The sequence below is a fragment of the Thermanaerovibrio velox DSM 12556 genome, assembly GCF_000237825.1.
Lineage (GTDB): Bacteria > Synergistota > Synergistia > Synergistales > Synergistaceae > Thermanaerovibrio > Thermanaerovibrio velox.
The window spans coordinates 990,276-1,015,698 of the sequence record NZ_CM001377.1 but is presented as its reverse complement, the minus strand read 5'-3'; the positions used below and the strand labels follow the sequence as shown (position 1 = coordinate 1,015,698).

Here is a 25,423-nt window from a genome sequence, read left to right as displayed (position 1 = left end):
TATTTTTGAATACGATCAAGCCCAGGGTTAGGATTATATTGACGGGTGGCACCATAGGGAGCGATCGCAAACAAGGAGGGTCTGCCCCAAGCAAGGAGGCTTCGCGCTTTCTTTCAGAAACCCTCTCTTCTCTGTTCAGTGATAAGGGTGTTATCCCCGATTTCTCGTATCCATGGGGGGAAGGTGGCATAGACAGTTCGGACCTCTCCCCATCCGGCTGGCTTCGAATCACCAGGGATGTGGCGGAAGCTTTGAGTTCCGGATGTTCTGGGGTTCTCATCCTTCATGGGACGGACACCATGGCATATACTGCTGCTTGGTTGTCCCTGTGCTTCGCAGGGTGCCCAATTCCAATAATACTTACCGGTAGCCAGTTCACCAGGGACTACATGCCAGAGGATGGTTCGGTCAACCTCAAGGGCGCAGTTCAAGTAATGTGTTCAAACGTGAAGGGTGTATGGATCTACTTCAACTGGAAGCTTATCCAGGGCAACAGGGCACATAAAGCCAGGGCGAGCCACCCTGATGCCTTTAGCGCCATGGGGGGATTTCCGGTCTTTTTCAATCCCGAGTGGGGGCTTATAGGTGGGGCTGATTCGCCTCGAGGTGCTATGATCTGGACTCCGGGGGAAGCCCTGAACGCCCTCATGGGAATTCCAGAGAACCTGGCGGATTTGGTTTGCAGCAATATAAGATGGATTTTCTCGGCGCCTGGGGCGGGACATTCCTTAGACGGAGATGAGAAGCTTATCGGCATAATAGGTTATGGGGCTGGTAACGCCCCTCAAACCCTTCATTCCGCCATAGATAGTTCCTATGCCCACCGTAGTGATAAGCCCGTTATCGTGGCTTGCAGCCAGGCGGAGGGAGACATGAAGAACCCGTTGCTCTATGATAATGTGGGTTTGGGCTGGCTTTCACAAAGGGGGTTCCGGGTGTTCAGCCAGATGGATTATCCTATAGAATTCGTACATGCCTTGGCGTGCTATTCCCTTCTGTTGAGTCACGTTGGAATGGATGGAGAAGCTCTTATGGGGAGGTACCTAAGGAAATACTGAAGCATTCCCTTGTATCTTTACTTTTTACTTGTTTAAGGCGCATTAAGTTCTTCGGTTATTAGCAACAGCAGCGATAAAAATCAAAGCGGCTAGCCCGTAAAGGTTGGGTGGGGCTAGCCGCTTCGTTGTGTCATTAGGTCTTACTAGCTACATAAGTTTGCTTGGGTTGGGTCGGAGACCTAGCGTTCAAGCGTGTTTTTTAACATGGCTTTACCAGCCCGTAATGAGCCAGCCTTTTCCTACACTCCTCGGGACCGAGTATTTCAGCGATGTCAAAGACACCGGGGCTTACCTTGCGCCCTGACAGGGCAAACCGAAGGGGCATGGCTATCTCCTTTAGCGATACGCCATTGGATTCTCCCCATGACCTGGCCAATGTCTCCATGGCCGTACCAGTCCAAGGATTGCAATTGAGCATCTCCTCGAAGAACGGCGATATCCGGTTCTTCTGCTCCTCCGATATATCGGATCCGTCGTATCTATCTATCACCCGTTCGAAGTCTATGAAGTAATCAGTGTACTCCGCGAGCTCTCTGGTTGTCTTAGCCCTGGAAGTGAGGAGATTTATTGCTTTGCATAGGTAAGAGTCATCGAGCTTCGAGGGGTTCAATCCCATTTCGGCCCAAATTGGCTTTACCAAGTTGAGCAGTTCGAATGGATCCATGAGCTTCAGGTGTTCCTGGTTTATGTGGTTCAGCTTGTCTATGTCGAATACCGCAGCTCTTTTTGTAACCCTCGATATGTCAAAGAGCTTTGCTGCCTCATGGCGGTTAAACACCTCCTTGTCATCCCCAGGGGACCATCCAAGGAGGGCAAGGAAGTTAAAGACCCCTTCGGGTACATAGCCTAGGCTATGATACTCGAAAACGCTAGTCGCCCCGTGCCTCTTGGAAAGCTTCTTCTTGTCCTTCCCAAGTATCATTGGCAGATGCGCGAACTTGGGCGGTTCCCATCCAAGTGCCCTGTAAAGCAGGATCTGCTTAGGGGTATTTATAACGTGGTCCTCTCCTCTTATGACCCAGTTTATGCCCATGCAGTGGTCATCCACGACGACCGCATAGTTGTACGTGGGGCTACCATCGCTCTTGATGATAACTATGTCCTTGACGGATCCGTCCTTGTTGACCGATGCGTTTTCGCTCATAACGGATATTAATCCGTATACCGCATCCTCGAACTCCACCCTTACCCCTGTCGGGACCCGATAGAGGATTGCCCCTTCCTCTTCGTAGGCGAGTCCTTTATCCATCAATTCCTTGGCGTATTTTTCGTAAAGGTGGGACCTTTCGGACTGCCTGTAGGGGCCAAACGGGCCACCGATGTCTGGCCCCTCATCCCAGTGAAGTCCGAGCCACCTGAGGCCGTCCAGGATGGTCTCCTCATACTCCTTGGTGGACCTTTCCCTGTCTGTGTCCTCTATCCTCAATATGAACTTTCCCCCGGTTCTCTTCGCCCACAGCCAGTTGAAAAGGGCCGTATGAGCACCTCCAATATGGAGGGCTCCGGTGGGACTGGGGGCAAACCTTACCCTGACCTCTTGCCCGGTCATGCCAATCCTCCTTGCCGCTGAAAAATGTGTGCGGTATCCCTGTCATGTAAAATGGATCCGCCGGGCCATAATTATACATGTAAGAGCGATTACCTTCTGGTGGTGGAAATATTTCTTGCAAGAGAAGTGGAGGTATGGAATTTTGTCCTGTGAAGAGAAGTTCCTCCTGGTCGATGGTCATGGGTTGGCCTTTAGGGCATTTTATGCCCTTCCGAACCTAAGTGCCCCGGACGGCACTCCGGTTAATGCCGTCGTTGGCTTCTTCAACATGCTTTACAAGATATTGGATGATCAAAATCCAACCCGTTGGGCTGTTTTCTTTGACCCCCCAGGGCCGGTAGCTCGTAAGGAGGTTTTTGATAAGTACAAAGAGGGAAGGCGTCCGACCCCCGAGGGGTTCAAAGTGCAGTTGCCTATCATTAAGGACGTGCTGGGTGCCTTGGGGCATCGGGTTTATGAGAGGGAAGGTGAAGAGGCCGATGACGTCATCGCGGCTACCGCAAGAGAGCTTTCCAGCCACGGCGAGGTGATCATCCTCTCTGCGGATAAGGACCTGTTCCAGGTCATAGGACCTAACGTGGTGGTGTGCAGGCCTGTGCGAGGAGTTTCGGAGTTTAAGGTGTATGACCGGGATGTTTTTGTCCAGGAGTATGGATTTGAGCCCCATCTCATGGTGGACTACCTCGCTCTTACTGGGGATTCGGTGGACAACATACCAGGTGTTAAGGGTATAGGGGATAAGGGGGCAAGAGAGTTAGTGGCAGCCCTTGGCTCCATAGAGAACATCTATCATAGGATCCAAGATCTGCCTAAGGCAAAGAGAGTGAGGTTAGAGGAAGGTAGGGATATGGCGTTTTTGAGCAAAAAGCTCATAGTGCCAGGTCCGTCGGAGCCAGTGCCCCTGGAGGGGCTTATCCCGATGGAACCGGACGAGGCAAGGGCAAAGGAGATATTTGAGCGCCTGGCGCTTAGGCAGCTGGCATCCAGGCTTGGGTTGAGCGAGCCAGGGGGGAACAAGGTATCTTCTCGGAAATCTGGAGATGATAGGGGGTCAACTAGAGAGGTGTCCCTTTCGGTCATGAAGGATTTTCGAAGACTTGGGGTATTTGGCGCATGGGGTGCCGGTGGATTAGGGTTTGACGTTAGGATGCTATCGCAGGATGGTGCCACATGGACCGGCAGGCTGTCCCCATCGGAGTTGCTGGAGGTTCTTAGACGGAAAGAGGTCCTTACCTGGGACTACAAGGGGCTTGTTGCCGCATTGGGAGCGGTGCCCGAATGGTCATCCGTGTTGGATCTTAGGCTTTGCTACTACGCATTTCACCCGGACCGTACTGGACAGTTTGAAGAACGGTTCATTCCCGAGGTGATGAACTCCGAAGAAAATCCATATGAGCTTATGGACGTCATTTTCTCGGATCCCCGTTGGCCTGCCGCCAGGGACATGGTTTTTAATGTAGATCATCCCCTGTCCATGGTATTGCTTGATATGGAGCAAGAAGGGATAGGGGTTGATCTAGCGGGATTAAAAAAACTTTCCGTTCTCCTGAGGGAACGGATGAAGGTTATAGAAGATGAGGTGGCTAAATCAGCCGGTACATGGGTGAACTTGCAGTCCCCAAAGCAGGTCGGATGGCTTTTGTTTGAGAAACTTCAGCTCCCGGCACTCAAGAGGACTAAAACGGGTTTTTCCACCGATGTTGGTGTCTTGGAGGAGCTCTCCAGGCTTCCTGGCCATCTGGGGGAAGTTCCTTCGTTGCTGCTGGAGCATCGGGAGACAAGCAAGCTTCTCACTGGGTTTGTCAATCCCTTCATCGAACTGGGTAGTTCCGGGAGAATAAGGTCGACATTTGAACAGGCTGGTACTGGGACTGGTCGGTTATCAAGCAGGGATCCCAACGTTCAGAACCTGCCTCAGTTTGGGAAGTGGGCTTTGGAGTTCAGGAGGGCTTTAAGACCCGCGGGGGAGGGGCGTGTGTTCCTTGCGGCGGACTACTCGCAGATAGAGCTAAGGGTGCTGGCTCACCTGTCAAAGGAAGAGCGACTGATCGATGTTTTTTTGCAGGGGGCCGATGTTCATGCCAGGACCGCTTCTTGGATATATGGGATAGAACAAGGTTCAGTGAGCCCTGAGCAAAGGCGTTTTGCAAAGGTGGTAAATTTTGGGCTGCTTTACGGCATGGGGGTTCATGGACTTGCTCAGAGGATGGGGGTGCCGAGATCGCAGGCCGCAGAGATCATCAGAAGATATTTCGAGGCCTTGCCTGGCATAAAGGAATATATATCAAGGGTTGTCCATGAGGCCAAATCAAGGGGCTACGCCAGGACCCTTATGGGAAGGGTAAGACCTTTGGATGAAGTGGCTACAGTCGAGGGACGGGGAGCAGGAGCTATAGACAGGGTAGCGATAAACACTCCTATACAGGGTTCCGCTGCGGACATAGCTAGAAAGGCCATGGTGGATTTATGGGAAGCGGTCAAGGGAGAGGACTGCAAGTTAGTTTTGCAAGTTCACGACTCCATAGTTTGCAGCGTTAAGGAGAAAGATGCGGATCGTTTTTCCAAGGTTATTAAGGATGTAATGGAGGGGGCTGTTCCCCTGGATGTACCGTTGAAAGTGGAGGTCAAAATAGGACGAACCATGGGGGATATATGAGACACGGATGCTTGATCTGAGGTGCTTGGGTTTTGACATACCAAGGACCAGCGCTTATCATCAACCCCGTTTGGTGAATTTCTGGCTTCCTTAAGAGAGGGCTGGAATACTAGTCGTGGAGGAGGAATGTAGGTCGTGATGATGCGATACCTAAGGAACAACGTTAAGGCCATAATGATAGGAGTGGTCATAGTCTTTGTTGTGTCCTGCTTTGCCGGTTATGGGATGTACGTCCGGGGGAGGTCCGGTGGAGTGTCCGGTGGAGACTATCCTGTTGCCAAGGTTAATGGAGACAAGATAATGAGGTCTCAGATTGAGACGGGTCTCAAGGACTTGGCAGACCAGTTTGGTAATGACAGGATAACCTCTAAGGATGTCCCATTGCTTAGAAAAATGGTCTTGGATGATATAGTGGTGGGCATGGAGCTTACGAGGACCGCTAAAGAGGAGGGTGTTGAGGTTTCAAAGGAGGAAGTGGAGGATTACCTGGCGGCTATGCAGGCCCGTTTCCCAACGAAGGAGGCCTACAATGAGTACGTCCAGCGGTCTGGAATGACTGAGAGGGAGATGAAGAAGAGGATAGAGGAAATGCTTGTCCAGAAGAAGCTCCTGGACAAGGTTACCGCCAACGTTTCAGTGGATGCTTCGGAAAGCCGCAAGTTCTACGATGCCATGAAGAACGTGTTTTTCAAGCGTCCGGTTGGATATAACCTTAATGTGGCTGCTTTCCGGGGTAAGGCTGTTGCGGAGCAGGCGAGAGCAAGGTTGATCAAGGGAGAGGAATGGGATAAGGTCATAGAGGCCCTGTCCAAGGACGTGAGCAACTCAACACCTTATGGTAAGCCGGTGTTTGTAGCCCAAAAAGATCTTGCGGATGATCTCAAGTCCGTTATATCCCTTAAGCCTGGGGCTTTTTCGCCGCTGGTTAAGGTGGCCAGCGATGATTACATCATCGTTCTCAAGCGTTCAAATGAGCCTGAACGGATAATGCCCTATGATGAGGTTAGCAAGGATATTCACCAGGTTCTTTTGAACCAAAAGCGGAGTCAGGTGCAGCGCCAGTATGTTCAGGACCTTTTGAAGAAGGCCCCAGTTGAGATATTGGACAAGTCCATATTCGAGGTGCCCTCTGATGAGGCGGGGGTGGAAGGTTCTAATAAGGGGAACTAGTCTTTCACTTGACAGGATGGGGATGCCCAAATAGAATAATCCCCGTGCGATGGAGAGGTGGGATGGCCGAGTCGGCTGAAGGCACTCGCCTGCTAAGCGAGTAGGGTGGCTAAAACCGCCCTCCAGGGTTCGAATCCCTGTCCCACCGCCATCATGTCCAGGTTAAGTGCGCCGGTAGCTCAACTGGATAGAGCATCGGACTACGGATCCGAAGGTTACGGGTTCAAATCCTGTCCGGCGCGCCATGATTTGAACGGGAGGGGTTGGTTCCCCTCCCGTTGTTTTATGTTTCTATTTCGATTTCGGTGGAAGCAGTGGGGATGATTAGGCGCTTTCTTCCTCAGGGTTTTCAAAGTAGAAGGATAAATCCTTCCCTTGAACGTCTATTCTTGTCCATCCGCCCTCTTTTAACTCTCCCTTTAGAATGGCCTTGGCCAGAGGTGTTTCTATCATGCGCTGAATGGCCCTTTTAAGCGGTCTTGCACCATATATTGGGTCGTATCCCTCCTGGGCTATCAGGTCCATTGCCTTCTCGGAAGCTTCTACGCTTATGTTCCTGTCCTTTAGCCTCTCCGCCACCTTTGAGATGAGCATTGATACTATGGTTCTCACCTCATCCTTCGTTAGCGGTTTGAATACTATGATTTCGTCCAGCCTGTTTATGAACTCTGGGCGGAACAGAGCTCTTACCTCGTCCAGCGCCTTCTTCGCGGCCTCCTCAAAGTCAGACCCGCTCGTTACCCTTGAGAGGTGTTGGGATCCAACATTGCTGGTTAGTATTATTACGCAGTTTTTAAAATCCACAGTCTTTCCGTGGCTATCAGTTACCCTCCCATCGTCAAGTATTTGAAGAAGCGTGTTGAATACGTCTGGGTGGGCCTTCTCCACCTCGTCGAAAAGGATCACGGAGTATGGTTTGCGTCTTACCTGTTCAGTAAGCTGTCCCCCTTCTTCGTATCCCACATAGCCGGGAGGAGCTCCTATAAGCCTGGAAACCGAGTGTTTCTCCATGTACTCCGACATGTCTATCCTTACCATGTTATCTTCGGAGTCAAACAGGGCCTCGGCAAGCGCTTTTGCCAGCTCCGTCTTACCAACCCCAGTGGGGCCCAGGAAGAGGAAGGATCCTATGGGTCTTCTTGGGTCCTTTATTCCCGCCCGGGCTCTCAACACCGCTTCGGATACCAGCCTTACTGCCTCGTCTTGCCCTACCACCCTCTGATGGAGAAGCTCTTCAAGCCGCAGGAGCTTTTCTCGCTCTCCCTCTTGGATCTTTGATACCGGTATCCCAGTCCAACGGCTTACTATCTCAGCTATCTCCTCGGGGGTTACCTCTTCTTTGAGCAATCGGGTTCCGCCGAACAGCTTTTGCAGCTCTGCCTCCTTGTCCGATAGCTCCTTGAGTAGTTTGGGCAGCTCCCCGTGCTTTAGCTGGGCTGCGGTGTTGAGGTCATAGGTGCGTTCTGCTTCCTCTATCATCCTCTTAACGTCCTCGATCTTCTTCCGGATGGATCTTATCTCCCCTATGGCGGCCTTTTCCTTTTCGTATTGGGCCCTCAGGGAGTCTGCCGCTGACCTTTGTTCCGAAAGCTCCTTTCTCAGTGCCTCGAGGCGCTTCATGCTGGCAGGATCGCTTTCCTTGCTCAGGGCAGCCTCCTCTATTTCGAGCTGCATTACCTTGCGAACCGCTGCGTCCAGTTCTGCCGGCATGCTGTCGATCTCGGTCCTGATGTGAGCACATGCCTCATCAACCAGGTCGATGGCCTTATCCGGTAGATAGCGGTCCGTTATATAGCGATTGGATAAGACTGCCGCGGAAACCAGTGCGTTATCCTGGATCCTAACGCCGTGGTGAACCTCGAAGCGCTCTTTAAGCCCGCGAAGTATGGATATCGTGTCCTCCACATCCGGTGCCTCAACCAAAACAGGCTGGAATCGTCTTTCCAGCGCGGGGTCTTTCTCGATGTACTGGCGGTATTCATCCAGTGTCGTGGCCCCTATGCAGCGAAGCTCGCCCCTTGCAAGCATTGGTTTGAGCATGTTCCCCGCGTCCATGGCACCCTCGGCCTTGCCGGCTCCTACCACTGTGTGAAGCTCGTCTATGAACAGTATTATCCGGCCGTTGCTTCTTTTGATCTCAGACAAAACCGCCTTCAGCCGCTCTTCAAACTCACCGCGGAACTTGGCTCCAGCGATCAATGAGCCCATGTCTAGTGCAAACACGGTTTTCTCCTTCAGGCCTTCCGGTACGTCCCCCTTGAGAATACGCTGAGCTAATCCCTCCACGATGGCGGTTTTACCAACCCCTGGTTCACCTATCAACACGGGGTTGTTCTTGGTCTTCCTGCTGAGTATCCTGATTACCCTTCGTATCTCCTCGTCCCTTCCTATGACTGGGTCGAGTTTGCCCTCTTTGGCCATCTTGACCAGGTCTCTGCCGTATTTTTCGAGCGCCTCATAGGTTTCTTCTGGTGTTGCGCTGGTTATCCTCTGACCTCCGCGCACTTCTGCCAAGGCCTTCAGGAACCTGTCCCGTGTTACGTTAAAGGTTTTTAGGATTCTCTTCACAGGGGTTGAATCTGGTTCCTCCAAAAGCCTTAGGAAGAGGTGCTCCACGGACACGTAGTCGTCCTTCATGGCCTTTGCTTCTTCTTCCGCGTCCACCAGCAACTTAGATAGCCTGTGGGTGAGGTATATCTTACCGCTCTCTATTGCTGGGCCTGAGACCTTGGGCCTTCTTGCAAGTTCCCGCTCGGTTTCTTGGATCATCCCCTGAACAGAGAACCCCTCGCGCTCGAGGATCCGGCTTATTAGCCCACCCTCCTGGATCAGTAGGGCGAGCAGCAGGTGTTCGGGGTCTATCCCCTGATGAGATAGTCTTATGGCCTCCTTTTGTGCCTCTAGCAATGCTTCCTGCGACTTACTTGTAAACCTGTCCATGTTCATGTGGATCCCTCCGTTTTTACTAAACCTGATGAGGTGATTATATCTGCTAGGTCACTAAAGGTCAATATGAGGATTGTGGTTTATGCTTTTTGGGTATATCACATTGAATAGCTTGACACCGTCCCTTGAACTGGGTAATGTAAGTTCGTCGATTGGCGCCATCGACAACATATTCATAGCGGGGGGCAATGCTTTTGAAGACCAACGGAGTAGTTAAGTGGTTTAACGCAACCAAGGGATATGGCTTTATAACCGCAGAGGATGGCAAGGATGTGTTCGTCCACTTCAGTGCTATCCAGGAGGAGGGTTTCAAGACCCTTGAGGAGGGGCAGAGGGTTTCCTTCGAGGTGGTTAATGGTCAGAAGGGACCCCAGGCGGCCAACGTGGAGAAGCTCTAGGGGTTAGCGCTTTGTTGAGGAGGGAGGGCATGGCCCTCCCTTTTTTATTTCCCTACCCTGGCTGTTATAAAGGGTTACTTGGGCTGTTATAATACGTACAAACGGGCAGTTCTTGTTATTAATTTTAAATTAAAAGGCTTTCTGCTTTTTGCATGGGGTTATGTGTATCTCCATAGGACGGGGGGAGTTTGAATCATGGAAGATTACCGTTTTGCGGTTCCCATAGATAAGCTTCGTAGAATAACTGACGTTCGATCCTTGGGGTTTGCTGACACCGATGAGCTTGGATGCCTTAAGGGACTGATAGGGCAGGAAAGGGCTGTTAGGTCCATATCGTTTGGCTTGGCGGTCAACAGCAAGGGTTATAACCTCTTCGTGGTTGGCAATCCCGGAAGCGGTAGGACCACGTATATCCTGGAGGAGCTCTCAAATAGGGCAAAGGAGATGCCGGCTCCTAGTGATTGGGTGTATGTCTATAACTTCAAGGAACCTCAGGAGCCGATGGCCATAAACTTGCCTGCGGGGATGGGCAGGGAATTGGCAAGGGATATGGAGGAGACTCTAGAGGATCTCAAGGTCACGCTTAGCAAAGCCTTTGACAACAGCCAGTATGAGGATAGTAAGGCTCAGTTGGTGAGGGAGTTTCAAGAACAGGTTAACGCCCTCATGGAGGAGCTTAAGGATTGGGCTGTGGAGAGGGGGTTTGTGATTAAGAGAACCCCCCAGGGTTTTGTTAACCTTCCCCTGGTGAAAGAGGTCTCCGAATCTGGTGAGGTTTCCCAAAGGGAGATGCAGCAAGAGGAGTTCGAGGCCCTTGGAGAGGAAGAACAGCAAAGGCTTCAGAGGGTATCGGAGGAGATATCCCAGAGGACGCTGGAGATCTTAAGGCAGATAAGAGAAAGAGAAAAGGGACTCAAGGACCGCATAAAATCCCTGGAGGCAGAGATATGCAGAGGGGCTATAAAACCCCATTTTGATGAGCTTAAGGAGGCCTATGGTTCTTACGGCAGCTGTTCTCAGTGGCTGGACCAGCTTGCTGAGGACGTGGTGGCTAACTTCAGTGCCTTCATCGCCGCAGGCAGAGACGATAACGCGGAGGTTGACTTCTCCAAATATCAAGTTAACGTGTTCGTGTCCAACGATCCAGCCCAAGGAGCCCCGGTCATAAGGGAAACCAACCCAACCTATTACAACCTGGTTGGTAAGGTGGAATACGAAAGCCGCCAGGGTTACCTTTACACGGATTTCAAGAAGATCGTCCCCGGTGCCATACACAAGGCTAACGGTGGATTCCTGGTTCTTGAGGCGGAAGAGCTGTTCCGGCACTTCATGTCTTGGGACGCCCTCAAAAGGGTCTTAAGGACCCAGGAGCTATCTATAGAGAACCTTGGGGAGCAATTGGGGTTCGTGCCAGTTTCATCCTTGAGGCCTGCACCTATCCCGGTGGACCTTAAGGTAGTGATAGTTGGTACCTATTGGATCTACTACCTGCTTAACATATACGACCCAGAGTTCCAGAAGATATTCAAGATAAAGGCACATTTTGACTCCGATATGCCTAGAAACCCCGAGACGGAGAAGCTGTTGGCCTGTTTTGTGGCTAACTTCGTCAAAAAAGAAGGGGGAATTGCCTTCGACTCTGAGGCGGTTGCAGAGGTAATCGAATGGTCATGCCGCCTTTCTGAGAATCAGGATAGGATGTCCACCCAGTTTAACCGTATAGCAGAGATACTCGTGGAATCAACCGCGTGGGCAAAGATGGAGAGATCTGCGAAAGTTGGCAGGGATCACGTTAGAAAGGCCATAGAGGAGAAGATATTTAGGTCTAACCTCATCGAGGAGCGGTTGCGCAGGGCTTTCGAAGAGGGTTTTATAAGGGTAGATACTGAGGGTAGGGCGGTGGGACAGATAAACGGTCTCACCGTGGTCGACATGGTTGACCACGCTTTTGGACATCCTGTCAGGATAACTGCTAACGTGTTCATGGGACAGGAAGGGGTCGTGAACATAGAGCGGGAGGTTAAGATGACGGGTCCCATTCATAACAAGGGGCTGCTTACCCTCCAGAGCTACTTGGGACGCAAGTACGCACAGGATATGCCGTTGTCCCTTTCTGCCAGGATAGCTTTTGAACAGACCTATTCGGGGATAGAGGGCGACAGCGCCTCCTCCACGGAGCTCTACTGCCTGATATCCGCCATAGCTGGTGTCCCGCTTCGTCAGGATGTGGCTGTTACCGGTTCGGTAGACCAGTTTGGCAATGTACAGCCAATAGGTGGCGTTAACGAGAAGATAGAAGGATTTTTCCGGTACTGTAAGGCCAAGGGGCTCTCCGGAACGCAGGGGGTTATGATCCCGGTGCAAAACGTTAAGAACCTAATGCTTCATCATGATGTTTTAGACGCGGTTAAGGAAGGGAAGTTTCATATATGGGCGGTAGAAAATATAGACCAGGGGCTTGAGCTCCTCACTGGAATTCAAGCTGGGGTGCCTGCTGAGGATGGCTCCTACCCAGAGGGTACGGTACACGGGTTGGCCAAGGAAAGGCTAAAGAAGATGCTTGAGAAGCTTAAGGAATCGAAAAAGGGTGCTAACGATAACGTATCCGAGGGTGAAGGAGACTCAGACAGCGACGAAGAACCTATGGATGTGGATGATCCGGCTGGGTCTGACGATGGTGAAGAGGATTAGTAGCCCCCATATTCTTCGGGAAGGAGATATGAAAAGGGCTCTGTCTGTATTTGATTTGCTGGAGGAAGCCTATAGAAACGAGAGCTCCCTCACCTTAGCCCCGAGCGATGAGCCCCTTGGAGGCCTTATCCTGACGGTTCTATCTCAAAATACCAATGACAAGAACAGGGATAAGGCCTATCAAGAGCTTATAAGTAGGTTTCCAACGTGGGGATCTGTGGCGGTTGCCCCTGTGGAAGAGGTGGCTGAGGCAATAAAAGTCGCTGGGCTTGGAAATAGCAAGGCCGCCAGGATAAGGGAAATTTTAGAGGTGGTCCGTGGCCGATTCGGTGGGTATACGATGGAGCCAATTAAGCATTGGCCCCCTGATAGGGTTCGGGAGTTCCTGTTGTCCCTACCAGGGGTTGGGGCAAAGACGACTGCTTGCGTTATGCTCTTCGACCTTGGAATACCGGCTTTCCCTGTGGATACTCATGTTGCAAGATTAAGCTCCAGGCTAGGTTTTGCACCTCTTGGCATGGAGCCCAAGGATATTCAAGTGGTTTTAGAGGGTTTGTTGAAACCGGAGAGGTATCTTGGGGCTCATGTGAACATGATATGTCATGGCAGAGCCGTGTGTAGGGCGAGGAGGCCAAATTGCAAGGGTTGTGTGGTGACGAGCTTGTGTCCTAAGGTTGGTATTATCTCTTAGGTCCTTTAGCCCTATCGCTATGCTTACCTGCGGCGCCTTGCACGTTAAGTATGAGGTCCCAAGATGAAAGCGGAATAAAAATGGGAGGGGGTAGGCCCCTCCCATTCAGTTTCTGGGCTTGCCTTGGTCCTTTAACCTGCTTAAGACGGTTTTATAGCCGTCCGCTCCGTAATCAAGGAACTTCTTGACTCGACTTATGGTGGCGGTGCTTGCTCCGGTTCTCTGGGCGATTTGAGGGTACGTCATGTTTTCGCTCAGCAGCCTTGCCACCTCCAGCCTCTGGGCAAAGGCCCTTATTTCCCCTATTGTGGCCACATCTTCGAGGAAACGATACACCTCATCCTCTTCTTTCAGAGCTAAAATTGCCCTACACAACTGATCCGTCAGCTTGTCCTTCCACCGGTCGGTCACCTTGGTCGTCCCCCCTCGTGGGTTTAGGATGGGCTCCAACCAAGCATATATTTTAAACTGCTTTGTTGCAAGGCTTAAACCGTAAAGTTAAGCTATGGCAGCTTTTACTCCCTCTTCCGTTTCGACGTGGTGATCTCCTGTGACGAGGAGTATATCCTTTAAAAGACTACTTAAGGCTTCTTCCGATGTCGCAAATACCTGCACAAATGGGCTGTTTATGTTCGGAACTTCAATGGGAATAGTCCAGTCCCTTTGCGTGAATAGGTCGGCCACTTGGCTCCAAACCTGGTCGTTAAAACCTAGCAATAAGAATGGGCCATCCCCTTGGTAAACCTCTATCCCCGGTATCTTTGAACATCCCTTCGCGAATTCATCTCTTATGTAGCGACAGGAGTAGGTTCGAGATTCCATCCAACCGTAACAGCGCCTTACTAAGTGGGTTAGTATCTCACCCCTTGGGCTTTCTATTTTGTTTGAGGACGGAAATTTAACGGCTTCCCCTCCCCGGTGATCCCATACCATGTACGAGATGTCCATGGCCCCAAGTCCCCACGCGAAGGATAGAGAGCGGATGATCCCCAATCCCTTTTTCCCTTGCCACCGGTCAAAAAGGTACTTAAGGTCCAGCTCATCTTGGATTGAGAACTCGGCGTAACGTTGGTCTATTAGCCACAGTGAATTGCCGCAGAATAGAGATAGCATGATTAAATCATCTTTAGACAAGCTAAGCCCGGTGGGGTCATTTGGGATGTCCAGGTAAACCACGTCTGGCCTAGCGGAGGACCATTCGTCCAGGAACGACTCTATGGGGAATGAAAATTTCCCATCGTACGTTAGGGGCACTGAAATTACGTCGAACCCTAAAGAGGCAAAAACCTCCGCTGCCCCCCCGCAGCCCCAGGGCATCAATACCTTTGCACCCCTCATGGATAAAGCTAGGTCTCTAAATGGATCTGAGGATGACCCGAACACAAGGATGTGTTCTGGAGATTGCCCGATGGAGTCTCCCAGCTCACGGCGCAAGGATGCACATCCATCGTTCCGCGGGACGTTGTAATTAACATCCCTAAGGATTACACGTATCTCTTCCCGAATGGCGGGGGGGAGTTGACGGCTCACTGCCTGAGATCCCTTAAGAAGTCCGAGGTAGGTCGATCCCTGAAAGACCATTTCGCAGCTCCTCCTTTTATTTATCATAATAAAATATCATCACGATATCTGAAGTGGAAGGTTACCACGCTTGATTGCAAAAGTCAAGGAAGCCTTGGTTTATAATCACTTTAAGGATGGGGGTGAGCTATGTGATGGAGAAGGTGAGGGTTCTTTTCCTTTGTGGCCGTAACACCGCAAGGAGTCAAATGGGGGAGGCTTTTCTTAGGCATATGGGAGGGGATATGTTTGACGTCTGGAGTGCCGGTCTTGAGCCCGGAGATGGGGTGCTCCAGATAGTAAAAGATGTGATGAGTGAAGTGGGCATAGATATGTCCATGCATTATTCTAAGAGTGCTATGGAACTATTGGATAAGGGGCTTGAGTTTGACATCGTAGTCACGGTATGTGATGCCGCCGTGGCGGGACGTTGTCCAGATTACCCCGGAGTTTCCAGAAAACTTCATTGGCCGTTTCCGGATCCTGCGGCCTTGAAGGGTTCCCATGAGGAAGTGCTTAATGGAGCCCGCAAGATAAGGGATATGATAAGAGATGCGGTAGGGGAGCTGATAAAAGAGGTCGTAGAAGAAGGGGGATTCTCGGGTAGATAGTTGAAGTTTGTCCCGTTGGGGTTGACTAGATGTCTTTCGGTGATATAATGATCAGCGCTGGCCGGGATGGCGGAACTGGTAGACGCATGGGACTTAAAATCCCTGGGGCCCTGTGCCCGTGCGGGTTCGAGTCCCGCTCTCGGCACCAAGAGGGGTATCGCGGGGTGGAGCAGTCCGGAAGCTCGTCGGGCTCATAACCCGAAGGTCGCAGGTTCAAATCCTGCCCCCGCAACCAGGGCGGTGTAGCTCAGTTGGCTAGAGCATGCGGTTCATACCCGCAGTGTCACTGGTTCGATTCCAGTCACCGCCACCAGATATTATCCCCCCTTTGTGCAAGGGGGGTTATTTTTTTTGTCGTATTTTGCAGCTACAATTATTTGTCCACCTTGCCCTTCGGGCTTGTGGATTTTCCTCCTTCTGGGGTGATGATGGTCATGAGGTGTGAGGAGCTTGCATGTCTTGAGAAGTCCCTTGGGGCTAGGCTAAGGGCCGCTGGGGAGGAGCAAGGATGGTGGGGAGCATCTAAGATGATCGTTGCCGTTTCTGGGGGCGGTGACTCTGTGGCCATGGGGGCACTCCTTAGGCGTTTTTGGGGGGGTACTCAAATATGGGGACATGTAGACCACGGAATAAGAGAGGTATCCCATAGGGATTCCCAGTTTGTAGAGTCCCTTGCGAGGGCTTGGGGAATTCGATGTTTTGTTGCAAGGCGCAACGTCCCATGTGAAAGGCTTAAGGGAGAGTCCATTGAGATGGCCGCCAGACGGGTCAGGCACGAATTTCTAGAGGGTCTTGCCAGGTCTGAAGGATGTGGGTATGTGGCAACTGCCCATAGCATGGATGACCAGGTTGAGACAGTCATGTTGAACCTAACAAGGGGGGCTGGTATTTGGGGATTGGCAGGTATGCCCCACAGAAGAGGGCCTTGGGTGAGACCGGTAATCGCTATGAGGCGATCGGAGCTGAGGCGTTATCTTCAGCTGCTGGGTGTTGAGTGGGTGGAGGATGAGACCAATCAATCTAGGGATTACGTTAGAAACCGTGTTAGGCTAGACCTTATACCTTGGATAGAGGACAACCTAAATCCTGCTTTCTCTGATCGGATTTTCGATCTTTCTGTAGAATGTTTGAAGAATAGATTGATTATCACAAGTAGGCGTGGGGCAATACTTCCATGGTTACGACGCCCATTTTATCCGGCTAGGGTCACATGGGACAGGAAGAGGGCGGCGTCGCTTTCCCCCCAGGACTTAGCGGAGGCCCTCAGGGGGGAGGGGGCTTGCTTGAAGCTGCCCTCCCTGGATAGGGTTAGGATCCAGGAGTTGGTGCGAAAGATACGCGACAAGGGGCCATTTTCATGCCCGTGGAAGGTTGGCTGGTGGGTGGTTGGCGATAGGGAGCGGATTTATTTCTTGAAAGAGCCCCTTGCTTATCACGAGGTTGAGAGGGTAAATTTGTCGGAGCTTTTGAATAACCCGGGGTCCAACGTGGATGTCCGATGGGGGCCTTGGTTGATCCGATTTGATATCCCAACAACACGTACCCCTGATGCCTCGTTCCGAGGTGGCAGCAACCTTCAGCTTGGATATGTTCCGCTGGATCTGTCTGATCCGGATGTGTTTATCAAGCCACTTGATGAATCATCTTGTCCTGTACCTCGCCCGCTTCGCCCTTTATACCCAAGGGTGTTGAGTTCAGCTGGGGAATGGTATCCGGGGAAGGGGGACGCGATAAGCGTTTCAATGTGTGCTATCATAGCTAGGGTTCGTCTTATGCCTAAAGGCTAGGGGTGGTATTAAGTGAACTATGAGATAGATTCCATCTTGGTGACCAAGGAACAGATATACGACAGGGTTAAGGTTTTGGGAGGGCAGATATCAGACCATTACCGTGGCAAGTCACTGGTGATGGTAGGGATACTCAAGGGAGCAGTTATGTTTCTTTCCGACCTTGCTAGGGAGCTAGATCGGGACCTTGACGTATCCTTTGATTTCATGTCCGTTTCCTCTTATGGGAACGCCACCGAGTCAAGTGGAGTTGTTAGGATATTGAAAGACCTGGATTCTGATGTGAGGGGAAAGAGCGTTTTGATAGTGGAGGATATCGTTGATAGCGGGCTTACCGTGTCCTACCTCCTCCATGTGCTTCGCCAGAGGGCTCCTGAGAGCCTCTCCGTATGTGCCTTGCTAGATAAGCCCGAAAGGCGCCGGGTGGAGGTGCCGATCGATTTCAGGGGGTTCATCATACCGGATAGGTTTGTGGTCGGTTATGGCATAGATGCAGGGGGTAAATGGAGACACCTACCCGAGATATGTTCCGTGAGAACCTTGAGTGAATGAGCTCTATGTGTGTTAGTTTATAAGGTCTGGAATGGTAAGTTTTGAGGGAATCGATTAGAAAGAGGGGCGTTGGGACAACTTGGGAAAGATAGCGAAGAATTTGGGATTATACCTGGTGTTGATCGTCCTTGTGGTTAGCCTTGTTAACGTTTTCCTCTCCCCTAATGGAGGAGGGAAGCAGCCAGACGTGGTTCCTTACAGTGACTTCATAAAAGCTGTGAACGCTGGTTTGGTTAAGAAGGTCTCGATAGATGATATTGGGATAAGGGGTGTTGCTAAGGACGGCCGGGAGTTTAGGACCTATTCGCTTGATAACGGGGACTTGGCGAAGACCCTTGTGGACAAAGGGGTCGAGGTTGATGTGGTCCCACCGCAGCGTACCCCGTGGTGGGCTAACCTTATGTCCTCCTTGTTCCCCACTCTTCTCTTGATAGGGGCATGGATATTCATCCTCTATAACATGCAGGGTGGTGGCAGCAAGGTCATGAGCTTTGCCAAGAGCAAGGCCAAGCTGTTTCTAGATAACCGGCCAAAGGTCACCTTTAGTGATGTGGCGGGCTGCGAGGAGGCTAAGGAGGAACTTAAGGAGGTTGTGGAGTTCCTTAAAGACCCTGGACGGTTTGCCCGGTTGGGGGCCAAGGTCCCAAGAGGGGTTCTGCTTCTTGGTGCGCCAGGCACTGGAAAGACGCTTTTGGCGAGGGCGGTGGCCGGTGAAGCGGATGTTCCCTTTTTCAGCATAAGCGGTTCTGACTTCGTGGAGATGTTTGTGGGTGTAGGCGCTGCTCGGGTAAGAGATCTGTTCGATCAAGCGAGGCGCTATCAGCCTTGCATAATCTTTATAGACGAGATAGACGCGGTTGGCCGACACAGGGGTGCGGGTTTGGGTGGAGGTCACGACGAGCGTGAGCAAACCCTAAACCAGTTGCTGGTTGAGATGGACGGGTTTGACGCTGGAAGCGGGATAATCCTGATAGCCGCTACTAACAGGCCCGATATTTTGGATCCTGCGTTGCTGAGGCCGGGCCGCTTTGACAGGCATGTGGTGGTGGATAGGCCTGACGTCAACGGAAGGCTTGCCATTCTGAAGGTTCACGTCAGGGATAAACGGTTGGATGACTCCGTGAACCTAGATGTAATAGCTCGAAGGACCCCGGGATTTGTTGGGGCGGACCTTGCGAACTTGGTCAATGAGGCCGCTCTCTTGGCGGGTCGTAGGGGCAAAGATGTGCTATCCATGGCTGAGTTTGAAGAGGCCATAGACAGGGTCATAGCTGGTCCGGAGAGGAAGTCTAGGGTTATAAGCAAGAAGGAAAGGGAGATAATCGCTTATCACGAGTCTGGCCATGCCCTGGTGGCTAAGTTGTTACCGGGGTGTGACCCGGTACATAAGATATCCATAATACCTAGGGGGCATAAAGCTCTGGGATATACTCTCCAGCTACCTGAGGAGGATCGCTTCCTTATATCTAAAGAAGAGCTTCTCCAGCGAATATCCGTGCTTCTCGGGGGCAGGGTAGCGGAGTCAATAGTTTTCAATGACGTTACAACTGGAGCACAGAACGACCTGGAGAGGGCGACTCAGCTGGCCCGTCAGATGGTCACCGAGTTTGGGATGAGCGACAAACTCGGACCTGTAACCCTGGGTAGGAAACAGCACGAGGTTTTCCTTGGAAGAGATATAGTTGAAGACCGTAATTACAGTGAGGAAGTGGCCTACGCCATAGATCAGGAAGTGCGTCGAATAGTTGATCAGTGTTACGATAAGGCCAAGGGTCTTCTTGAGGAGAACCGGTCTAAACTGGAGAGCATAGCCAGGCTGCTCCTTGAGAGGGAGGTAATAGAGGCTGAGGAGTTGGAAGCCTTGCTCAATGGGGGGCCGTCCTTTCCGTTAGGCCCATCCGGAGCTGATCGTCCAGAGGTGGCGAGTGATGATGGGGCTATGCAAGATGTCAAGGGAAAGGGGTTTGCCCAGCCTCAGACTGAGATGGCATAGCCGCGTTGAGCGTTGTTAGTTTGGGGCTCGGGATGAGATATTGAGGTAGAATGAATGATATGGGACGCCTTTTATTTAAAGGGGCGTCCCAAGTTTGATTGATTGGGGTGGATAGATTGAGACCCTTTGCACTTAAGAGTCCGTGGCCCCCCGCGGGTGATCAGCCAAAGGCCATAGAGCTTTTGGTAGGAGGTGTAAGGGAGGGGCTCTCAAGACAGACGCTTTTGGGGGTCACGGGCAGCGGGAAGACTTTTACCATGGCTAAGGTTATAGAGGCTCTCCAGCGCCCCGCCCTGGTGTTGGCTCACAACAAGACATTGGCGGCCCAGCTTTACTCTGAGTTCAAGGAGTTCTTCCCGGAAAATTCGGTGCAGTACTTTGTGAGTTATTATGACTACTATCAGCCCGAGGCATATCTTCCCGCTCAGGATGTTTACATTGAGAAGGACGCGTCCATAAACGATCGCATAGAAAAGCTGAGACTGGCTGCTACAAAAGCCCTGGTGGAGCGAAGGGATGTGATAGTGGTAGCCAGTGTCTCCTGCATATATGGTCTTGGGAAGAAGAAAAATTATGAAGAAGCGATATTTAGATTTCGGAAGGGAGAGGAGCATCCAAGAAGGGAATTCATGGGGCGGCTTGTGGACATATTCTACGCAAGAAACGATGTGGCCTTTGAGCCTGGGACGTTTCGCGTACGAGGAGATGTTATAGATATATACCCGTCCTACAGTGACAGCGCCCTTCGAGTGGTTTTTGAGGATGATGTAGTAGAGGATATACTGGAGATAGATCCTTTGACTTCAAAAGTCCTTAGTAGCAAAGATGACGGCGCGGTGTTCCCAGCTCAACACTATGTAACCGATAAGGAGACCATGGGAAGGGCCATGAAGGCCATTGAAGAGGAGCTTGGGGCCCGATTGATGGAGCTAAAAGCTAATGGGAAGCTTCTCGAAGCTCAGAGGTTAGAGTCTAGGACTCGTTACGACCTTGAGATGCTGAACCAGGTAGGTTACTGTTCAGGCATAGAGAACTACTCCAGGCATCTGGAGGGCAGGTCCCCGGGAGAACCACCAGGTACCCTTATGGACTTTTTCCCTGAGGATTATCTTCTATTCATAGATGAGTCACATATAACCATACCTCAGGTTAGGGGTATGTACAATGGGGATAGGGCCCGGAAGGAGATCCTCGTGGAACACGGTTTTAGGTTGCCATCCTGCTTGGACAACAGGCCGCTTAGGTTTGATGAGTTCGAGGAGTACATGAGGACGGTTATTTTCGTATCAGCGACTCCTGGGGATTATGAGCTCTCCACCAGCCAGAGGGTGGTGGAGCAGATAATCCGTCCCACCGGTGTGCTAGATCCTGTGGTAGAGGTCCGTCCTGCATCCAACCAGGTTGAGGATCTTATCGGTGAGCTTCGATCTGAACAGGACAGGGGAGGATGTTCGCTCGTTACGACCCTTACAAAGCGCTCTGCAGAGGACCTATCTCAGTATGTAGAGGGGATGGGGATAAAAGTTAGATACATACACGGCGACCTCAATGCCTTTGAGAGAGCGGAACTTCTTCGTGACCTTAGGGCTCGAGCCTTTTCTACCCTTGTGGGGGTTAACCTGTTAAGGGAAGGCATAGACCTGCCTGAGGTGTCATTGGTTGCCATATTGGAGGCAGATAAAGAGGGTTATCTTAGGTCCTTCCGATCCCTAATACAGATGATAGGAAGGGCCGCGAGAAATAATGCAGGTCGAGTGATCCTTTACGGGGACTCCGTCACCGACAGCATGAGGCGTGCGATGGAGGAGACGCTGAGGAGACGTAGGATACAGGAGGATTACAACAAGAAAATGGGGATTGAGCCCCGCTCGATAGTGAAGGAAGTAAGATCCCTTTTGCCTGAAGACCTGCAGATGCATTCGGGTCCCAAGGAGAAGCGGGTTGAGTATCCGATGGGTCTGGAAGAGATGGAGAGGCTTATGTGGGAAGCGGTGGCAAGGCTTGATTTTGAGGAAGCCGCCAGGCTTAGGGATGGCATAGCTGCCATGCGGTTGGAAAGAGGGAAAAACGTTGGAGGACATAATAAGAATAAGGGGAGCAAGACAACACAATCTTCAAGGGATAGACGTAGACATTCCTAAAAATACCATTACGGTTATAACAGGTCCCTCTGGGTCAGGGAAGTCATCTCTTGCGTTTGATACCCTTTATGCAGAGGGGCAGAGGCGTTACGTTGAGTCCCTTTCGGCTTACGCAAGGCAGTTTCTTGGCATGCAGGATAAACCCGATGTGGACGAAATCACCGGGCTATCACCGGCCATATCAATAGAGCAAAAGGGTACGGGACACAATCCAAGATCTACGGTAGGCACTGTCACTGAGATATACGATTATCTAAGGCTGCTCTTCAGCAGGGCGGGACAGCCATACTGTCCTTCGTGTGGCGAGCCGGTGGTGAAACACTCGGTGGATGAGATGGTGGATCTGGTTTTCTCCAGGTTTAACCATTCTAAACTTGAAGTCTATGCCCCCATGGTGCGTGGTAAAAAGGGCGAATTTAAGAACCTGTTGGATTCTTTGCGAAAACAGGGCTTCATGCGGGTTAAGGTGGATGGCTCGCTGCTTTGGCTTGATGAGGAGATAGCTCTTAACAAGAACACGAGGCATGATATCTCCGTCCTGGTGGATCGTTTTACCCTGGACGAGGATAGAAGGGGTCGTTTGGTGGAGGCCATAGAGGCATCTGTCAGGTTGTCTGGTGGCTTTGTGCGGTTTGAGTTCGGGGATGACTGGATGGACCTTACGGAGCAGTACATTTGCCCATCCTGCGGGGTGAGCATCCCAGAGCTTGACCCTGCTTTGTTCTCCTTTAACAGCCCCAAAGGGGCTTGTCCCAAGTGTTCAGGGTTGGGAAGTCGTGAATTTTTCTCCGAGCACCTAGCGATAATCCCGGGGATGTCGGTGATGGATGGGGGGATATTGCCTTGGAAGCCAGGGCACTACATGCTTGGCAAGCTACAAAGGCTTGCTTCGGTCATGGGGTGGGATTTAAGCGTTCCTTACGGTGAGTTGGATGAATCTGTAAAAAAGGCGATAATCAGCGGATCGGACATTAGGTTATCCCTGCCTTTTAAGGAGACAGGTGATGAATATGTTGGTAGATACGAGGGGCTCATCCCTTGGTTGGAAAGACGTTGGGATAGAACTGACTCCGATTCGGTGCGGGAGGAATTGGCACGTTATAGGGATGAATCCCCGTGCTCGGCTTGTGGGGGCCGTAGGCTTAGGCCGGAAGCCTTAGCAGTTAAGTTTGCTGGTCATACCATAGATCAGCTTAGCGATATGCCAGTGGAGAGGCTTCTCCAGCTTCTAATGGATGTTAAATTGGATGAAGCCAGGTTGTTGGTTGTTCAGGTGGCTCTTGATGAGGTGGTAAGGCGGCTGTCCTTCATGTGTAACGTAGGGGCTGGATATCTGTCCCTGTCGCGAAGGGCGGACAGCCTAAGCGGAGGGGAAACTCAGAGGATAAGGCTGGCTACACAGATAGGATCGAAGCTGACAGGTGTCCTTTACGTGTTAGATGAGCCCACCATAGGTTTACACCCCAGGGACACCGGACGCCTTCTTGATACGCTGAAGGCCATCAAAGACCTTGGGAATACGGTTGTATTGGTCGAGCATGATAGGGAAACCATGAAGGCAGGAGATTACCTGATTGAACTTGGGCCTGGAGCAGGGGAACGTGGAGGAAAGCTCGTCGCTAGCGGTCCAATGCCTAGTTTTGAGAAGGGTGACAGTGCTACAGCTGTTTACCTAAGGGGAGAAGATGACGGCAGGGTTACACTTCCTGGTGGGCGGAGGACCCCGAAAGGGCACCTATCCATTAAAGGTTGTCGTGAAAACAACTTGAAGGATGTGGATGTTAGCTTCCCATTGGGGGTGTTGGGGGCCCTTAGCGGGGTTTCTGGATCCGGGAAGAGCACCTTGCTGTACGAGATATTATACAAGGGCTTGAGAGCCAGACTCGATGAGAGGTTTCGCATACGTCCCGGTCACTTCCGTGAAATGGAGGGGTATGAGGGAATAAGAAACGTGGTCTTGGTGGATCAAAGTCCAATTGGAAGGACCCCCCGCTCCAACCCTGCCACGTATACTGGGGTTTTTACAGCAATAAGGGAGTTCTTCGCCCAGCTTCCCGAGGCTAGAGTACGAGGGTATGAGATGGGCAGGTTCAGCTTCAACGTGAAAGGTGGGCGTTGTGAGGCTTGTAGGGGGGAGGGCGTGATAAAAGTTCCGATGCTGTTCCTGCCGGATGCTTATGTGGTATGCGAGGTTTGCAAGGGCAAGAGGTACAACCGAGAGACCCTGGAGGTTCGTTATAAGGGGCTCAGCATAGCCGATGTTTTGGAACTCTCCGTTGAGGAGGCAATGGAGGTGTTTCGGGATATACCAAAGATAATCGGCAGGCTTAGAAGCCTCGAGGAGGCAGGGTTGGGTTATATCAAACTTGGACAGCCTGCCACTACGTTAAGCGGTGGAGAGGCTCAACGGGTCAAGCTTGCGGAGGAGTTGGGTAAGCGTTTTAGAGGGCATACCCTCTACCTCCTCGATGAACCCACAACGGGCTTGTACTACAAGGACGTTAAGAAGCTTCTGGTGTTGCTCCACCGGCTTGTGGATCAGGGCAATACAGTTTGGATAATAGAACATAACTTAGATGTCCTTGCGTCCGTTGATTACATAATAGACCTTGGCCCTGAAGGTGGGGATGGTGGGGGAAGGGTAGTGGCTACCGGTACTCCTGAGGAGTTGGCGGCTTCAGGTGTTGGGCATACGGCGGTTTTTATCAGTGAAGCACTTATGAGTAAGCCATCTTGAGGGGGTTAGCTGGTGATGGTGTGGAGGAGATGCAATCCCTGCCTGTGAGGATGGAAGACGATGGGAGTGGTGTTTAATTGAAGCGAAGGGTCCCTGGTTCCTTCGAAGAAGACGTGGCTGATGTGATATATGGGAAAAATCCAGTGCTATCCCTATTGGAGGGGGATGGAGGATGTCTTAAATTATACATGTCGAAGTCCAAGGGCAGGAGTGATCCATTTAGGGATAAGATAGTTGGACTTTGTCAAAAGAAGGGGATCCCGTTCCAAGAACTTGATCCTGAGGCCTTGGACCGCATAGCAGGGTCTTCTGCTCATCAGGGCTTTGTGGCTCGAGTATCGCCGGTTAAGATGCTGAGCATGGAAGACCTGATCTCCATGGTTATGTCATCGGATCCTTCAAAGCCCTTGAACATCCTGATTTTAGACCATGTGGAAGATCCTCATAACCTGGGGGCCATGATAAGGACTGCTGAGGCTGTGGGGATGTTTGCGGTGCTCACCCCCTCAAGGAGGGGGGCACTCCCTACTGGTACGGTGGTAAAATGCAGTGCCGGAGCGGCCCTTAGAATGCCAATAGTTATGATCGGTAATGTATCCCAGGCGATAAGAGATATAAAGGATCGACTTGGGCTTTGGGTTATTGGGATAGAGGCGAATGGTGAGAGGTCCATCTTCGAATCGCCCATGCCGAGGAGGATGGCCTTGGTGGTGGGGTCCGAGGGCAAGGGGCTTGGAAGGGTAGTGGCGACTTCTTGTGACGAAGTGCTTAGAATTCCCATGATTGGGGAGACGGGATCGCTCAACGTGAGCGTTGCCGCTGCGTTGGCGATGTACGAGTGGTTTAGGGGGAATTTTACTTCCTAGCTCTCATGTGTTGACAG

The 25,423-nt window shown here is 51.5% G+C and carries 17 protein-coding genes and 5 tRNA genes; 18 read left to right on the top strand and 4 right to left on the bottom strand.

Features of this window, described 5'->3' with window-relative positions:
- Positions 1 to 5 precede the first annotated feature (5 nt).
- A complete protein-coding gene (locus THEVEDRAFT_RS04850; protein WP_006583594.1) occupies positions 6 to 1,058 on the top strand; it encodes an asparaginase in 1,053 nt (350 codons plus the stop codon).
- Positions 1,059 to 1,257: 199 nt separating this feature from the next.
- Here THEVEDRAFT_RS04850 and gltX read toward each other — a convergent pair whose 3' ends face one another.
- Entirely contained in the window at positions 1,258 to 2,607 is a 1,350-nt protein-coding gene (gene gltX / locus THEVEDRAFT_RS04845; protein ID WP_006583593.1) for a glutamate--tRNA ligase, read from the bottom strand.
- Positions 2,608 to 2,749: 142 nt separating this feature from the next.
- Between gltX and THEVEDRAFT_RS04840 the strand changes: the two genes are divergently transcribed.
- From THEVEDRAFT_RS04840 to THEVEDRAFT_RS04825, 4 genes are all read left to right on the top strand, one after another.
- Positions 2,750 to 5,263, top strand: a complete 2,514-nt coding sequence (locus tag THEVEDRAFT_RS04840; protein ID WP_006583592.1) for a DNA polymerase — start codon at positions 2,750 to 2,752, stop codon at positions 5,261 to 5,263.
- Positions 5,264 to 5,401: 138 nt separating this feature from the next.
- Positions 5,402 to 6,433 carry a peptidylprolyl isomerase gene (locus THEVEDRAFT_RS04835; protein ID WP_245522762.1) on the top strand — a complete coding sequence of 344 codons (1,032 nt, stop codon included), beginning with the start codon at positions 5,402 to 5,404 and terminating at the stop codon, positions 6,431 to 6,433.
- A 56-nt stretch (positions 6,434 to 6,489) separates the two neighbouring features.
- A tRNA-Ser gene (locus tag THEVEDRAFT_RS04830) sits at positions 6,490 to 6,584 on the top strand.
- A 17-nt stretch (positions 6,585 to 6,601) separates the two neighbouring features.
- Positions 6,602 to 6,678, top strand: a tRNA-Arg gene (locus THEVEDRAFT_RS04825).
- Between the two features lie 79 nt (positions 6,679 to 6,757).
- Here THEVEDRAFT_RS04825 and clpB read toward each other — a convergent pair.
- Positions 6,758 to 9,379 carry an ATP-dependent chaperone ClpB gene (clpB, locus tag THEVEDRAFT_RS04820; protein ID WP_006583590.1) on the bottom strand — a complete coding sequence of 874 codons (2,622 nt, stop codon included), beginning with the start codon at positions 9,377 to 9,379 and terminating at the stop codon, positions 6,758 to 6,760.
- A 194-nt stretch (positions 9,380 to 9,573) separates the two neighbouring features.
- On the opposite strand from clpB, the gene THEVEDRAFT_RS04815 reads away from it, so the two are divergent.
- The 3 genes from THEVEDRAFT_RS04815 to THEVEDRAFT_RS04805 all read left to right on the top strand — a co-directional run bounded on the left by THEVEDRAFT_RS04815 (position 9,574) and on the right by THEVEDRAFT_RS04805 (position 13,159).
- Positions 9,574 to 9,777, top strand: coding sequence for a cold-shock protein (locus THEVEDRAFT_RS04815; RefSeq protein ID WP_006583589.1), 204 nt, complete (start codon positions 9,574 to 9,576; stop codon positions 9,775 to 9,777).
- 195 nt (positions 9,778 to 9,972) lie between these two features.
- On the top strand, positions 9,973 to 12,468 hold the full coding sequence (locus tag THEVEDRAFT_RS04810; protein ID WP_006583588.1) for a Lon protease family protein: 2,496 nt from the start codon (positions 9,973 to 9,975) through the stop codon (positions 12,466 to 12,468).
- Positions 12,452 to 13,159, top strand: coding sequence for an endonuclease III domain-containing protein (locus THEVEDRAFT_RS04805; protein WP_156787277.1), 708 nt, complete (start codon positions 12,452 to 12,454; stop codon positions 13,157 to 13,159). The genes THEVEDRAFT_RS04810 and THEVEDRAFT_RS04805 overlap by 17 nt, the downstream gene beginning before the upstream one ends.
- Positions 13,160 to 13,264: 105 nt before the next feature.
- Here THEVEDRAFT_RS04805 and THEVEDRAFT_RS04800 read toward each other — a convergent pair whose 3' ends face one another.
- Together THEVEDRAFT_RS04800 and THEVEDRAFT_RS04795 are read right to left on the bottom strand one after the other, a co-directional pair.
- Positions 13,265 to 13,570: a YerC/YecD family TrpR-related protein gene (locus THEVEDRAFT_RS04800; protein WP_006583586.1), complete on the bottom strand. Its 306-nt coding sequence runs from the start codon at positions 13,568 to 13,570 to the stop codon at positions 13,265 to 13,267.
- Positions 13,571 to 13,657: 87 nt separating this feature from the next.
- The gene (locus THEVEDRAFT_RS04795; RefSeq protein ID WP_006583585.1) at positions 13,658 to 14,740 is read right to left on the bottom strand and encodes an aminotransferase class I/II-fold pyridoxal phosphate-dependent enzyme; all 1,083 of its coding nucleotides are present in this window, start codon (positions 14,738 to 14,740) and stop codon (positions 13,658 to 13,660) included.
- Positions 14,741 to 14,874: 134 nt separating this feature from the next.
- On the opposite strand from THEVEDRAFT_RS04795, the gene THEVEDRAFT_RS04790 reads away from it, so the two are divergent.
- The 10 genes from THEVEDRAFT_RS04790 (at position 14,875) to rlmB (ending at position 25,406) form a co-directional block, all read left to right on the top strand.
- Complete coding sequence (locus THEVEDRAFT_RS04790) at positions 14,875 to 15,330, top strand: arsenate reductase ArsC (protein WP_040825763.1); 456 nt, start codon at positions 14,875 to 14,877, stop codon at positions 15,328 to 15,330.
- A gap of 60 nt (positions 15,331 to 15,390) precedes the next feature.
- Positions 15,391 to 15,478, top strand: a tRNA-Leu gene (locus tag THEVEDRAFT_RS04785).
- A 10-nt stretch (positions 15,479 to 15,488) separates the two neighbouring features.
- Positions 15,489 to 15,565: transfer RNA gene (locus THEVEDRAFT_RS04780), tRNA-Met, on the top strand.
- A 1-nt stretch (position 15,566) separates the two neighbouring features.
- A tRNA-Met gene (locus THEVEDRAFT_RS04775) sits at positions 15,567 to 15,643 on the top strand.
- 121 nt (positions 15,644 to 15,764) lie between these two features.
- Entirely contained in the window at positions 15,765 to 17,117 is a 1,353-nt protein-coding gene (gene tilS / locus THEVEDRAFT_RS04770) for a tRNA lysidine(34) synthetase TilS (RefSeq protein ID WP_172634030.1), read from the top strand.
- A 12-nt stretch (positions 17,118 to 17,129) separates the two neighbouring features.
- Positions 17,130 to 17,669, top strand: a complete 540-nt coding sequence (gene hpt, locus THEVEDRAFT_RS04765) for a hypoxanthine phosphoribosyltransferase (protein WP_006583582.1) — start codon at positions 17,130 to 17,132, stop codon at positions 17,667 to 17,669.
- 79 nt (positions 17,670 to 17,748) lie between these two features.
- A complete protein-coding gene (gene ftsH / locus THEVEDRAFT_RS04760; RefSeq protein WP_006583581.1) occupies positions 17,749 to 19,662 on the top strand; it encodes an ATP-dependent zinc metalloprotease FtsH in 1,914 nt (637 codons plus the stop codon).
- A gap of 116 nt (positions 19,663 to 19,778) precedes the next feature.
- Positions 19,779 to 21,803 (top strand): excinuclease ABC subunit UvrB, encoded by a 2,025-nt coding sequence (uvrB, locus tag THEVEDRAFT_RS04755; protein WP_006583580.1) that lies wholly within the window; start codon positions 19,779 to 19,781, stop codon positions 21,801 to 21,803.
- On the top strand, positions 21,733 to 24,540 hold the full coding sequence (gene uvrA, locus THEVEDRAFT_RS04750) for an excinuclease ABC subunit UvrA (protein ID WP_006583579.1): 2,808 nt from the start codon (positions 21,733 to 21,735) through the stop codon (positions 24,538 to 24,540). The genes uvrB and uvrA overlap by 71 nt, the downstream gene beginning before the upstream one ends.
- 77 nt (positions 24,541 to 24,617) lie before the next feature.
- A complete protein-coding gene (gene rlmB / locus THEVEDRAFT_RS04745) occupies positions 24,618 to 25,406 on the top strand; it encodes a 23S rRNA (guanosine(2251)-2'-O)-methyltransferase RlmB (RefSeq protein ID WP_006583578.1) in 789 nt (262 codons plus the stop codon).
- Positions 25,407 to 25,423: the final 17 nt, after the last annotated feature.